Origin of the sequence: Pseudalkalibacillus berkeleyi (assembly GCF_021608225.1) — a bacterium.
Classification (GTDB): domain Bacteria; phylum Bacillota; class Bacilli; order Bacillales; family Fictibacillaceae; genus Pseudalkalibacillus; species Pseudalkalibacillus berkeleyi.
On record NZ_JAKIJS010000001.1, the window covers coordinates 1,145,204 to 1,157,142 of the forward strand.

Annotated in this window: 16 protein-coding genes and 1 other RNA gene; 16 read left to right on the forward strand and 1 reads right to left on the reverse strand. The window is 38.8% G+C overall.

Annotated elements, in window-relative coordinates; genetic code table 11:
- Positions 1-26: 26 nt before the first annotated feature.
- From L2716_RS06000 to L2716_RS06070, 15 genes are all read left to right on the forward strand, one after another.
- Positions 27-218: a Flp family type IVb pilin gene (locus L2716_RS06000; RefSeq protein WP_236332740.1), complete on the forward strand. Its 192-nt coding sequence runs from the start codon at positions 27-29 to the stop codon at positions 216-218.
- Between the two features lie 60 nt (positions 219-278).
- Positions 279-707, forward strand: coding sequence for an A24 family peptidase (locus L2716_RS06005; protein WP_236332742.1), 429 nt, complete (start codon positions 279-281; stop codon positions 705-707).
- A gap of 1 nt (position 708) precedes the next feature.
- On the forward strand, positions 709-1,086 hold the full coding sequence (locus L2716_RS06010) for a TadE/TadG family type IV pilus assembly protein (RefSeq protein ID WP_236332744.1): 378 nt from the start codon (positions 709-711) through the stop codon (positions 1,084-1,086).
- Positions 1,087-1,995, forward strand: a complete 909-nt coding sequence (locus tag L2716_RS06015; RefSeq protein ID WP_236332746.1) for a pilus assembly protein TadG-related protein — start codon at positions 1,087-1,089, stop codon at positions 1,993-1,995.
- 23 nt (positions 1,996-2,018) lie between these two features.
- Complete coding sequence (gene cpaB / locus L2716_RS06020) at positions 2,019-2,582, forward strand: Flp pilus assembly protein CpaB (protein ID WP_236332747.1); 564 nt, start codon at positions 2,019-2,021, stop codon at positions 2,580-2,582.
- Positions 2,583-2,597: 15 nt separating this feature from the next.
- Positions 2,598-3,800, forward strand: coding sequence for a CpaE/TadZ family protein (locus L2716_RS06025; protein WP_236332749.1), 1,203 nt, complete (start codon positions 2,598-2,600; stop codon positions 3,798-3,800).
- A complete protein-coding gene (locus tag L2716_RS06030; protein ID WP_236332751.1) occupies positions 3,797-5,146 on the forward strand; it encodes a TadA family conjugal transfer-associated ATPase in 1,350 nt (449 codons plus the stop codon). Before L2716_RS06025 ends, L2716_RS06030 begins: the two co-directional genes overlap by 4 nt.
- A gap of 138 nt (positions 5,147-5,284) precedes the next feature.
- On the forward strand, positions 5,285-6,121 hold the full coding sequence (locus L2716_RS18390; RefSeq protein ID WP_236332753.1) for a type II secretion system F family protein: 837 nt from the start codon (positions 5,285-5,287) through the stop codon (positions 6,119-6,121).
- Between the two features lie 3 nt (positions 6,122-6,124).
- Positions 6,125-7,045: a type II secretion system F family protein gene (locus L2716_RS06040; protein WP_236332755.1), complete on the forward strand. Its 921-nt coding sequence runs from the start codon at positions 6,125-6,127 to the stop codon at positions 7,043-7,045.
- Positions 7,046-7,076: 31 nt separating this feature from the next.
- Positions 7,077-7,328: a hypothetical protein gene (locus tag L2716_RS06045; RefSeq protein ID WP_236332757.1), complete on the forward strand. Its 252-nt coding sequence runs from the start codon at positions 7,077-7,079 to the stop codon at positions 7,326-7,328.
- Positions 7,315-7,548 carry a helix-turn-helix domain-containing protein gene (locus tag L2716_RS06050; protein WP_236332759.1) on the forward strand — a complete coding sequence of 78 codons (234 nt, stop codon included), beginning with the start codon at positions 7,315-7,317 and terminating at the stop codon, positions 7,546-7,548. The genes L2716_RS06045 and L2716_RS06050 overlap by 14 nt, the downstream gene beginning before the upstream one ends.
- A 94-nt stretch (positions 7,549-7,642) precedes the next feature.
- Positions 7,643-7,830: non-coding RNA, 6S RNA (gene ssrS, locus L2716_RS06055), on the forward strand.
- A 108-nt stretch (positions 7,831-7,938) separates the two neighbouring features.
- The gene (locus L2716_RS06060; protein WP_236332761.1) at positions 7,939-8,814 is read left to right on the forward strand and encodes a 5'-3' exonuclease; all 876 of its coding nucleotides are present in this window, start codon (positions 7,939-7,941) and stop codon (positions 8,812-8,814) included.
- Between the two features lie 76 nt (positions 8,815-8,890).
- On the forward strand, positions 8,891-9,856 hold the full coding sequence (locus L2716_RS06065) for an ABC transporter permease subunit (protein WP_236332762.1): 966 nt from the start codon (positions 8,891-8,893) through the stop codon (positions 9,854-9,856).
- On the forward strand, positions 9,846-10,862 hold the full coding sequence (locus tag L2716_RS06070) for a hypothetical protein (RefSeq protein ID WP_236332764.1): 1,017 nt from the start codon (positions 9,846-9,848) through the stop codon (positions 10,860-10,862). Before L2716_RS06065 ends, L2716_RS06070 begins: the two co-directional genes overlap by 11 nt.
- Here L2716_RS06070 and L2716_RS06075 read toward each other — a convergent pair.
- Entirely contained in the window at positions 10,859-11,251 is a 393-nt protein-coding gene (locus L2716_RS06075; protein WP_236332766.1) for a reverse transcriptase-like protein, read from the reverse strand. The two genes, L2716_RS06070 and L2716_RS06075, sit on opposite strands and share 4 nt — an antisense overlap.
- Before the next feature lie 154 nt (positions 11,252-11,405).
- On the opposite strand from L2716_RS06075, the gene L2716_RS06080 reads away from it, so the two are divergent.
- Positions 11,406-11,939 (forward strand): type 1 glutamine amidotransferase domain-containing protein, encoded by a 534-nt coding sequence (locus L2716_RS06080; protein ID WP_236332767.1) that lies wholly within the window; start codon positions 11,406-11,408, stop codon positions 11,937-11,939.

The window sequence follows — 11,939 nt, forward strand, 5'->3', positions numbered from 1 at the left end:
TTATCTAATATAGGAGGTTGTTTAATATGGGAGAGAATTTCAAAAGGCTGATCCTAGAAGAAGAGGGCCAAGGGATGGTGGAGTACGGGTTAATTACTGGTTTAGTTGCGTTAATTGCCATAGCAGTATTTGCAAGTGATGGAGCACTTAAAGGTGCAATTGATAGTGTGTTTGCAAAAATAACTTCGGCTGTAAATGGTGGAGGAACAACTCCATAATCATCACAATTCCACGTCCTGCTCACTAAAGGCAGGACGTTTTTTTAAAGGAGGTGCAAGATGGTTTATTCCCTATTAATCGTTTTATCTAGTGTTTGCGCATTCACAGATTATAAATTTAGAAAAATTTTGAATATGATCACCTTCCCAGCCATTTTTGTCGGCCTCCTTTATTGGACAATAAATGACGGCTTGCAAGGGATGGTTACATGGGGTGCTGGATTGATCGTTGGTTTACTCTTATTAATTGTACCCTTCGTATTAGGTGGTATGGGTGCGGGGGATGTCAAAATGCTTGCAATGGTTGGTGCTTTAGCTGGAGCTAAATTTGTGTTTATGAGTTTCCTTTTCGGAGCTATTATTGCTGGATTATTTTGTTTTTATTATTTATTCGTCCTTAAAGGATCTAGAAAAGATTACATACCATATGGTGTTTTCATATCGATTGGTGTTTTCATACAAATTTATTTAGAGGTAGGTGTTTCTTAAAATGAAATGCCAGAAAGGACAAGCTACCGTCGAACTTGCATTTTCACTCATCTTTCTCTTTCTGATCTTCTTTGGAATTATTGATTTCGGGAGACTCATCCATGCACACATGGCTTTGGACCATGCAGGTAGGGAGGCTGCAAGGGTTGCAAGTGTTGGTTCGGTAGATATTGAACAAAAGGCAAGATCAGCCATCAGAGGGTTAGATGAATCATCTGTTGGTGTTTCCGTTTCATTTGATGATCCTGCTAAAAGTCGAGGGAGTAACGTGACCGTCAGATTAAGTTATCCATTCGAATTAGTAACACCACTGATTCCACAGTTCTTCTCTAGTGATTCATTTACAATTGAAAATTCAACTGTAATGAGGGTGGAATAAATGAAAAAGATTAAACAACTACCTCTCCAAAATGAGCACGGTTCAGTAATCGTGTTCATTTCATTAGGGCTTGTTATTTTATTTGGAATTGCAGCGATTGCGATTGATGGTGGCAGACTTTATTTTGAGAAAAGTAAAGTTCAAAGCGCTGTAGATGCTGCCGTTCTAGCCGGAGCTCAACAAATTCCTATTTCATCGGCTGCTGCAGTAACCACCGCCATCGAAGTTGCTTCTGACAACGGTTACTCGTTACTTCCTTCAGACATAAAGGTCGAAGGGAAGTTTATTTCTGCAACTATTACGCAAGCAGCACCAATGACATTTGCAAAAGTATTAGGTTTTCATACGGTAAATGTCCCAGCTAAGGCAAAGGCAAGAATTGGACCTCTTGAAGGCGGAACAAATATCATCCCAATCGGTATACCGGAATATGGATGCGGATTTCGGTACCTAGAAAGCTATCAATTGAATTTAAACCCGAATATCCGCGGAAATTTTGGGTATCTAGCGGTTGATGGTAGAGGGGCCTCGAATCTTAAAGACGGCATAATTAATGGTATTAAGTTATCAATTGGAGAAACGGTGTTAACAGAGCCTGGTGGTAAGGTAGGACCAGTTAGCCAAGCGATCTCAACAAGAATTGCCGCGGATAATGGAAAAGCCAAGTGTTCTGTTGCAAGTACTGCAGATAATAGTTGCAAACGTGTTGTATATGTTCCGATTGTAGATGGATTTCCAAATGTTAATGGAAGGTCAAGTGTAACGATTGTTGGGTTCGCTGCTTTTTGGTTGGAAGAGATCCAAAATAAAATCATTTACGGGAAATTTATCAAAGCGGTTGAATCAGGTGAGATTGGAGAGACGGGCACAGATGACTTTGGTTTATATGCCGTTAAACTTGTAAATTAAATGTCACTAAACAGGGAGGACTTATGAAAACAAAACAAATTTGGCTTACTGCAATCGTTTTTGGATTATTTGCAGCTGGCGTTCTCTATTTTTCTATCTTTAAAGAAGCTCAACCTGCTGCTACAACAGTAAAAGATGAACAAAAGCAAGATGAAGTTAAAGCGTCTGAAGAAAAGCCTAAAGTGAACGCAACAACGGTAACGCAACAGAAGTTAACGATTAGTGAAGGAAAGCGTGCGATCTCTGTAGATGTCAAATTCGATCAAGGTGTTTCTGGAAACATCACAGTTGGATCCTATGTTGATGTCGTATATGTATCAAGTTCCTTAGGAGAGCACCCAGACGCTGAAAATTCAAAGAAAGATGAAGCTAAACTGCTTTTACAAAATATTAAAGTACTAGCGATTGGACATGCTGCTGATTCTGAACAGGAAGCAATTCGGTATCAGACTGTTACGTTCGAAGTTACCCCACAACAAGGACTCACTCTCGGTTTTGCTACAAGAGGGGAACTACATTTAATGCTTCGTACGAAAGGTGATCAAAAGATTGAAAAAGAAAAACTCACAATTACAGAAGGCAAGTAAAAAGGGGTGAAAGTAATGGATTATAAATTTCTCGGACTGGTCAATGACTTGGAACTGGTCAAAAAGATTGATGATCAGATGCAATCTGAACAAATCAGGACCAATTGGTACACATCTATCGGGGAGTTTTGGCAATCAGTAGAAAGAGAGTCACAAGCCATCCTAATTATCACTGAAACTTCTTTCTATAACGTGTATGACTTTTGTAAAGAACTGTCGTTGAGCTTTCCGAAACATCAAATTATTTTATTAGTAGAGGAAAGTGAATACGACGTGAAACGAGCGTTGAAATCAGGCGCAAATGACATACTCTTATTCAATAAAGCAGAATCAGAAATTGTCCGTACCATCCATGAAATCAAAAGAGATCAAAGCTTGAAGGAGAAGAAAGGTACAGACACGGTAGATTCGGATGTACCTAATAAACATGCTAGGTATATTTCAGTCTCGAGTACAAAAGGTGGTATTGGAAAATCAACACTATCTGTAAACCTTGCAAGTGAATATGCAAAAAACGGTAGCCGTGTCGCATTAATTGATTTGGACTTACAATTCGGTGATGTTGCTCTTATCTTAGATGTTAAACCAAAACGTACAATTTATGACTGGGTGAAAGAAGGTTATGGCCGCTCGATCGGAGTTGAAAGATTTATGCTTGAGCATTCATCAGGCGTGAAAGTTTTGCCCTCACCTGTAAGACCTGAATTTGCTGAAGTCATCAATGAAGAGCATATCAAAGAAGTCTTAGACGAGCTGAAAACTAGTTTTGATATCGTTATTATTGATACGCCTCCAGGACTCCCAGAAACTACGTTAACTGCACTCGAAGCTTCTGACCAAGTCGTTGTCTTAACTTATATGGATTTGCCTACTCTAAAGAATACGAAGCTATTCTTAGAAACATTAGAATCTCTTGAATTGAAAGAAAGAATTAAGATTGTTTTGAATAAAGTTTCGAAAGTGAAGGGTATTAAACCTGACTCAGTAGAAAAAATTCTAGGTATGAGTGTAAATGCAAGATTACCAGAACAAAACAAGGTTGTTCTACCTTCTCTAAATATGGGCATTCCTTATGTCGTTAGTCATCCAAAGTCGATGGTGTCAAAAAGTGTGAAGAAGTTAGCCGATTTGTTAATTCCTAGAGGAATCGTAAGAAACAAATCTCCAAAATCCTTTCTTGTCAATATAGTTCCTAAAGGAAGGAGACGTGTTTCATGAGTTTGTTGAAACGATTAGGTAAAGAAGAAGGGGTTCAAACTCCGGTTAAATTACCGAAAACCCTTACACAAACAACACTGAAAATTTCTAATAAAAAATCTGCAATGGAGATAGAATTACACAATTATCTAGTTGACGAACTGAAAAAACATAAACAGGTGAAAGATGATCAGCTTGCTAGGTTAATAAGAGAGTTATCCCAAGAGTTTTTTGAATTTGAGGGTGATCGTCTCACCTTTGAGGAAAAGAATGAACTTTTGAAAGTAGTGGAAAGTGAATTAACTGGATTCGGCCCAATTACAAAGTTATTAGATGACCCAGACATAAACGAGGTTATGGTCAATAGTCCAAGTGAGGTTTTCGTCGAAAAGAATGGAAGATTATTAAGGACGGATGTATCTTTCAGAGATGATGATCATATAAAAAGGGTAATCGACCGGATTGTATCCCCACTTGGTCGTAGGATTGATGAAAGTGTACCAATGGTTGATGCAAGGTTACCTGATGGGTCTCGTGTAAATGCAGTCATTCCCCCGCTCGCCTTGAAAGGTCCAACCGTAACCATTCGGAAATTTTCGACAGTACCATTTACAGTTGAAGATCTGATAAGGATGGGTACGTTAAGTAAAGATATGGCTATGTTTCTTGAAGCGTGTGTAAACGCGAAGTTAAACATTTTCATTAGTGGTGGGACAGGCTCAGGGAAAACAAGTACGTTGAATGTCTTATCTTCATTTATACCGAATAGCGAAAGAATTGTGACGATAGAGGATGCAGCAGAATTAAAACTGTCACAAGACCATGTTGTCTCGCTTGAGTCTAGACCACCTAACATTGAGGGGGTTGGCGCAATCACGATTCGAGATTTAGTACGAAATTCTTTACGGATGAGACCCGATCGCATCATTGTCGGGGAAGTCCGAAGTGCTGAAACGCTTGATATGCTTCAAGCGATGAATACAGGACATGATGGTAGTCTCGGAACTGGACATGCCAATACACCAAGAGACATGCTGTCCAGACTTGAAACGATGGTACTCATGTCCGGCTATGATTTGCCTGTAAAAGCAATTCGCGAACAAATTTCGAGCGCGCTTGATTTAATTATACACCAAGCGAGAATGAGGGATGGAACAAGAAAAATAACCCATATCACTGAGGTGTTAGGTCTAGAAGAAAATACGATTGTTCTCCAGGATCTCTTCTTATTTAAAGAAAAGGAGTTGTCCTTAGATGGCAATGTAGAAGGAGAGTTTTCTTCAACAGGTATCCGCCCACATTTTTCTGATCAACTAGAGAAACTAGGATTTGAAATCTCCTCATCCTGGTTTGAAAGGGAGTGGTAATGAGTGGGGATCTCTCAGTTTTACCTGTTTGTTCTTTCCTTCATAACATTTACTCTCTTATCATATCTCGTTTTACTTAGAATGAGTAAAAGCAGGATAAAAACGGAGGAAAGGTTAGATAAATTCCTGCCTAATCCTGTGAACAAAAACAAGCAAATGAAAGATGAAAAACCGAAGACGATGTACAGAAAAATGTTGCACATTATTGGTAACCGTTTTGAAGGCAATTCGTACGTTAGAAAATGGTTGTCAAAACTTGAAGTGTCAGCCCTTCCCTATACCCCGGAAGAATTTTTTGCACTCAGAATATTAATGGGATTAACATTACCAATCATTCTATTCTTCCTTAACTACAATTGGTCCATCATAGTTGGCGGTGTATTGGTTGGTTACTTCATACCTGTAGTCTACTTGAATTGGAAGAAGAAGAATCGCCTCAATCGTTGTTCCGAACAGCTTTCCCAAGCATTAGGCACGATGGCGAACGCATTACGTGCTGGTTTCAGCTTTATACAAGCGATGGAGTTAGTAGCGAAAGAAATGCCAGATCCGATCGGCTCGGAATTCTCTAGAACTTTACGTGATATCAAATTTGGGATTAGTACAGATGTAGCGCTGAAGAACTTGGTGACTAGATTACCAGATAGGGACCTTGACTTAGTTGTAAACGCCTTGATCATCCAAAGATCCACTGGAGGGAACTTGGCAGCGTTACTTGAAACGATGCAAGAGACCATATTTGGTCGGTTCCGTGTAAAAGAAGAATTAAAATCATTAACAGCACAAGGTAAAATGTCCTCTTGGGTTGTTACACTATTACCTTTATCTATTGCCCTTTATTTGAACACTGTAAATCCGGACTATTTTCGTCCACTACTAGAACATCCTGTAGGTTGGGTTATGTTAGGTGCAGGTACACTTTCGTGTCTTATAGGATGGTTTCTAATCCGAAAAATTGTCCATGTTGAGGTGTAAGCGATGGAAGGTATTCTATTCTTTTTGTTCAGCTTTTTGAGTCTATCCCTGCTTATAGCGGGATTATTTGCGACTATATTCCGAAAAGAGTTAATTATATCTTCAAGGATTAAAGCGGAATTTGGATCTTTAAAAGATGTACCGAGTGAATCGAGACGCGCTGGAATACTAGGCATCCAATTTAAGAGAACATGGAATAAATATCAGCAGAAAGTTGCAGATAAAACGCCCAGGTATATAGAGAAAGAACTAGAAAAACGTTTACAGGATGCCGGGAATCCATTTAACCTACACCCGATTGCATTTAGAATGATTCAGTTCATTTTGGCCATCGTCATGTTTATCGTCGTACTCTTCATCTTTGGTCCGGGAACATCAAACCTTCTTATGATTGCTATAGCTTCAACGGCAGCTGGTTTATTAGGAATTAGATATCCAGAGTTCTATTTATCGATTAGAAAGAAAAAGCGTGTCCAAGCTATACAAAAAGACATGCCTGATTTCTTTGACATGTTGAACTTAACGATTGAAGCAGGATTAGGTATTGACGCAGCCATTTATGAAGTTAGCAATAAACTCGGAGGACCAATCTCCGAAGAATTTATTAGAACGATGGAAGACATGAAATTGGGCAAGTCAAGAAAGGAAGCATTTGACCAACTGCGTAACAGAGTGCCGTCTGAACAGTTTCAGAGTGTACTTACAGCGTTAATACAAGCAGATCAACTAGGGATTGGAATGTCTAAAGTGCTGCGTAATTTAACGGTTCGAATTAGAGAAAAAAGACGTGAAGCAGCTCGTGAACAAGCAATGAAAACACCTGTGAAAATGCTGTTTCCAATGGTATTTTTCATATTCCCTTCCATCTTTATCGTACTACTAGGTCCATTAGTTATTTATTTCATTATGAATGGTTTGAATTAGAGGTACATTAACGGGAAATGAGGTGGGTGGCTTGATCAGGTTGTTAGATGGCACGCTTGTTTCATATATTAACGGAAAGTCTATTTTACTCAAATATCTGGACAAGGACAGGGGCAGGTTATCGATTGAAGGACATGTTATAGGGGATTGCCCTTACCGATATACAAAAGAAAAGATAACCAAAATTGAACAAGAACAACGACAAACGAAACACTATTTTCCAGATGAACATTATCTATACAAAGAGCTTTATGTTGGGACAATTATTGATGCGAAAGTTTAAGGTCATTAAAGGGACGGCTTTTGAATTAGGTACAAAATTCAAAGAATCTAGGCAAGAGCAAAACATATCAGTACTTGAACTAGCTAAGAAAGCAGAAGTTACACCCTCTTTTATCGTTAACTTGGAAAATGGACGTATAAAGGAACCGTCTATAGGCAAGCTAATAAAAATTGCCCAATTGTTGAATATTGAAATACTTGAAGAGCATAAGGACCCATAGTCAAATGGGTGTAAGTAATGAACCAAACAATGTAAAGGGTAGTGTAGTTGGATGAGTTTTATTCTTTACAAACCTAACGATCCTCGATATAATAAAATTCCTGCATTGTTAGTGGCACGTTTATGTCTTAAACCGATGTCATGACATAGGGAACCTTAAATCTCAATCTAGACGTCATGCCGCCTTTCTCGGATTGCGGAAGACGAACGGATTGATGCGGGTACCCACCTGCCAATAGTGGGTTTATGAGTCATGGAGTGTCACGGCAAGTGCGGGAACTCATACATATTGAAAGAAGAGCATGTCCGTATTGGGCTGCTCTTTTTCTATTTCGATACGGGAAATATGATACAATAGACGAAGGAAAAGACGGGAAAAGGGGACAGAAAAATGAGCAACCGTTTTATTATAATAGATGGTTTCAATTTACTTAGCAGATGTTATTTTGCAACAAGCTACGGTCGCGAGGATCATGAACTAACGAAAAATAGCGATGGTCTTTACACGAATGCTTTACGGGTAAAAGTACAAAAGCTGTTAAACTTGATTGAAATGTATGACCCAACGCATCTCATGATTGCTTGGGACGTAAAGCGTGAGGAGACGTTGAGACGTCAGCGTTTTCCGGATTATAAGGATACACGAAATGAGCTACCTGAACCATTGATTCAGCAATACAACACGATCACTGAGTTATTTGATGTTGTAGGTGTCACTCAAATGGCGATCAGTCCGTATGAAGCGGATGACATCATGGGAACGTTGTCTAGAAGATGGTCGGAAGAAATGGATGGAGAGTGCCTGATCTATAGTAACGATCGTGACTTGCTACAGCTATTAACGGATAAAGTGTCACAAATTATTGCGAAGAAGAAAGAAGAGAATGCCTACACTTTGAAGCACTTCACAGATGAATATGGTATTACACCAGATAAATGGATTGATGTGAAAGCCTTACTTGGAGACAAAAGTGATAACATCCCAGGTGTCCACGGAGTCGGAGAAAAAGCAGCCCTACCGATGATTCAACAATATGGGTCAGTAGAAGCTATTTATGAACTCGAAGAATTAGATCCGGCCTTTAAGAGATATGTTAAGAAAATAGCAGCTGGTCGTGAAATGGCATTTCTAAGTAAGGAACTAGTTACTATCGATACTCAAATTCCTATATTAAATGAAACACCTTGGGACGGTTTTTCTCTTCGTCTAGACCGCGACAAGTTGAAAGAGGAAGTTGATCGTCTGGAATTGCGTGTAAGAATGTAACTTTTATGTAATTTAAAGGAAAACAATGAATTTTGTCGAACCCTACTTTATAGAAAAATAAAGTGGGGTTTTTTTTATGCGAAATTTTTTAGCAATAACCGGTATTAAAGCGTTACTTACAGTTATTGGGATTGTCTTGTTCGGTTGTCTGCCCTTTCTATTATTTAACATGGAGGCGAACAAGGAAATTCTCTATTTAATCAACCAAAAGAAAATGTCAAACGCGAGTTATTTGGTAGATGAGATCATGTTTAACTGGAAGGGGTACATGGGTCAAATTGCGACTACTCTAAGAGAGCTCAGTACGTTCTGGGAATTGACATATTCGACAAAAACAGGGCAAATCACACCCGTTTTTCCAGAGTTCCGGGAACTTTATCTGAAGTCAGCTTCCTATTTTCTAGGTGGATTAGTTGTTGCGGTATGCGTATCTACATTGTTAGTCCACATCATAATGATGACCAGTAAAAAGATGAGGAGGGCTATTAAAGCTGTACTCACGATCTTGAAATCACTTCCTGATGTGTTTTACATCATTATTGTCCAAATAGCTATTATAATGGTGTTCAGGCAAACTGGGGTGGTGTTATTTAATACTTCACATACGTTTGGTGACAGGGCCGTATTTTTTCCTATTATGATCTTATCGATACTCCCAACCGTATATTTTGTGAAATTTCTCCTTTTGGCTTTTGAAGATCAGGAAGAGTCTTTGTATGTAGAACTTGCTAGAGGGAAGGGGATTGCACGGTTTCGGATTATTAGTATCCATATTTTCCGTAATGCGGTTCCGTCTTTAAGAAACCATTTTAAAACCATTTTTTGGATCATGTTGTCCAATTGGTTAATGGTCGAAATTTTCATGAATTTTAATGGTTTGATGATGTTCTTATTAGAAAACGGACCCTTAAACCCATCCTTGTTCATCTTGGGCGTTTTGACGATTTTCGTTCCTTACTTCTTAATAAGTGTACTTCATTCACTAATCTCAATGTCTGTAAAGAATGCTACTTTAAGGAGGGGAATGGAAGATGCTGCTTAAACTCATGAGGAATCCGTGGTTTTTATTTAGTTTTATAGGATTAACGGTTCTAATTACATTAAGTTTTGGGTATGAAGCTTGGCTCAAGCATGATGAAGAGCTTGTAACTATCCTTTATGACGAGGATGGTGTCCCGTATGATAGTGCACCTTTTGAACCTTCATTACAGTATCCTTTAGGATCGGATAACCTTGGAGAGAATTATTTGTATAGGGTGATTGATGGTGCAAAGTATACAGTTGCTCTTGCTGCAATCATTAGTTTTGCACAAATGGTTTTATCATTTTTTGGAGGATTTTTATTATATCTATCGCCGAGAAAAGCACGTCTGACCGCTGATGGTTTATTTGATACACTCCATTATGCTCCATTTGCGATCTTCATCTATTTACTTGCTGGGCCTGTCCTTGATATCTTTGTGTGGAGTTATTCAGTGGAAACGAGGATCATCTTTCCTGCGATCGTAATCGTGTTATTATCCGTTCCGGTGCTCTCAAATCTAATCGCTAAGGAATTAGAGCAAATATATAAAATTGAGTTCATACAAAATGCTCCAACTTTAGGAGGAGGGGTGTTCCACGTATTTCGTAAACATGTATCCAGGTTTCTACTTCCTAAGATGGTTGTGTTGTTCTTACAGCAAATTAGTACCGTATTGATCATTTTTGTTCATTTAGGGATTTTAGAGGTGTTTATTGGTGGCAGTGAGACATACAAAATGGATGAGCGTTTAGAAAATGGTGTAACAGTTATTATTACAGAGGCTTATACATTGTCGAATGAGTGGGGGGGATTGATCGGTAAATACTGGTCTCTCTATATGGCTTACCCGTGGCTCGTTTTTGGACCAATACTAGGGTTTTCGTTTGTCATTCTAATGATGAATCTTCTCGTACACGGATTAACACAGTCACTAGAGATTGATCCATTTGTACAAAAGAAACAAAAACGGAAAAACCGTCTTCATAAGAAGACAGCTAGGCAATTTGATTTTACAAAGATTTAATTGTTTTTTTGTATAGCCTCTCGGGCAAGTTTATCGGCATTTTTATTTTGCCCACTTGGAATCCACTTAATAAAAAAGAGGTCCAGTTCATCTTTTAATATTAATATTTCCTGAAGTAACGGTTGATATAAGTTCTTTTTGACATACTCTTTTTCAACTGCTTGTTCCACAAGTTGGGAGTCTGTTCGAAACGAGACAATCTTGTACCCTTTTTTGATACAAATTTTCAAAGCATGTATTAGTGCTAGATACTCTGCTTCATGGTTAGACATATTTCCAAGCGGTATTGAAAATGAATGAGCCCCATCTGGAGCGCCTTTTATAAATATGCCAGCTCCAGATGGTCCGGGGTTACCAGAACTTGCTCCGTCTACGTAAACATCAATCATGTTTGTGCACACCTTCTTACTAATTGCTTTTATATTCTAACGTTTATTCTAGCATACAAGAAGGGTATAGGTACTACCATATCTTCAGCTATATGAAGAACGGTCTATTTCACCTTGATGACCACGAATGTATTATTAAAAGGAGGTTCACACAATGAGACTGTCGAACACAAGAGTGATTGCCTTAGTAGAGGAGGATTTTGAAGACCTCGAGCTTTGGTACCCTGTTTTGAGACTCCGTGAAGAGGGCGTAACTGTCCATATTGTTGGTGAAGAAGAGAACAAGGTTTACACAGGTAAGTATGGTGTTCCGGCTGTAGCTGATTATAGTTATCATGATGTGAACTATTATGAATATGACGGCATTCTCGTCCCTGGTGGATGGGCACCTGATAAGTTAAGACGGGACAAAAAGGTTCTTGAAATTGTACAATATATGAATGATCAAAAGCGGACGATCGGTCAAATATGTCATGCAGGATGGGTATTGATATCTGCAGGAATATTAGAAAATGTGGAAGTGACAAGTACACCTGGCATTAAAGACGACATGACTAATGCTGGAGCGATTTGGAGAGACGAAGCGGTACTTGTTGATGGGCACATTGTATCTAGTCGTCGTCCACCAGATTTACCCGATTATTCGAGAGAACTTGTCAAAGTGTTAGAGGAAAACAACCGTGACTAA

What these genes read in the sequence shown, in the direction of transcription:
- L2716_RS06000 (WP_236332740.1), top strand. Translation starts at nt 27, where the DNA reads ATGGGAGAGAATTTCAAAAGGCTGATCCTAGAAGAAGAGGGCCAAGGG.
- L2716_RS06005 (WP_236332742.1), top strand. Translation starts at nt 279, where the DNA reads ATGGTTTATTCCCTATTAATCGTTTTATCTAGTGTTTGCGCATTCACA.
- L2716_RS06010 (WP_236332744.1), top strand. Translation starts at nt 709, where the DNA reads ATGAAATGCCAGAAAGGACAAGCTACCGTCGAACTTGCATTTTCACTC.
- L2716_RS06015 (WP_236332746.1), top strand. Translation starts at nt 1,087, where the DNA reads ATGAAAAAGATTAAACAACTACCTCTCCAAAATGAGCACGGTTCAGTA.
- cpaB (WP_236332747.1), top strand. Translation starts at nt 2,019, where the DNA reads ATGAAAACAAAACAAATTTGGCTTACTGCAATCGTTTTTGGATTATTT.
- L2716_RS06025 (WP_236332749.1), top strand. Translation starts at nt 2,598, where the DNA reads ATGGATTATAAATTTCTCGGACTGGTCAATGACTTGGAACTGGTCAAA.
- L2716_RS06030 (WP_236332751.1), top strand. Translation starts at nt 3,797, where the DNA reads ATGAGTTTGTTGAAACGATTAGGTAAAGAAGAAGGGGTTCAAACTCCG.
- L2716_RS06040 (WP_236332755.1), top strand. Translation starts at nt 6,125, where the DNA reads ATGGAAGGTATTCTATTCTTTTTGTTCAGCTTTTTGAGTCTATCCCTG.
- L2716_RS06050 (WP_236332759.1), top strand. Translation starts at nt 7,315, where the DNA reads ATGCGAAAGTTTAAGGTCATTAAAGGGACGGCTTTTGAATTAGGTACA.
- L2716_RS06060 (WP_236332761.1), top strand. Translation starts at nt 7,939, where the DNA reads ATGAGCAACCGTTTTATTATAATAGATGGTTTCAATTTACTTAGCAGA.
- L2716_RS06065 (WP_236332762.1), top strand. Translation starts at nt 8,891, where the DNA reads ATGCGAAATTTTTTAGCAATAACCGGTATTAAAGCGTTACTTACAGTT.
- L2716_RS06070 (WP_236332764.1), top strand. Translation starts at nt 9,846, where the DNA reads ATGCTGCTTAAACTCATGAGGAATCCGTGGTTTTTATTTAGTTTTATA.
- L2716_RS06075 (WP_236332766.1), bottom strand. Translation starts at nt 11,251, where the DNA reads ATGATTGATGTTTACGTAGACGGAGCAAGTTCTGGTAACCCCGGACCA.
- L2716_RS06080 (WP_236332767.1), top strand. Translation starts at nt 11,406, where the DNA reads ATGAGACTGTCGAACACAAGAGTGATTGCCTTAGTAGAGGAGGATTTT.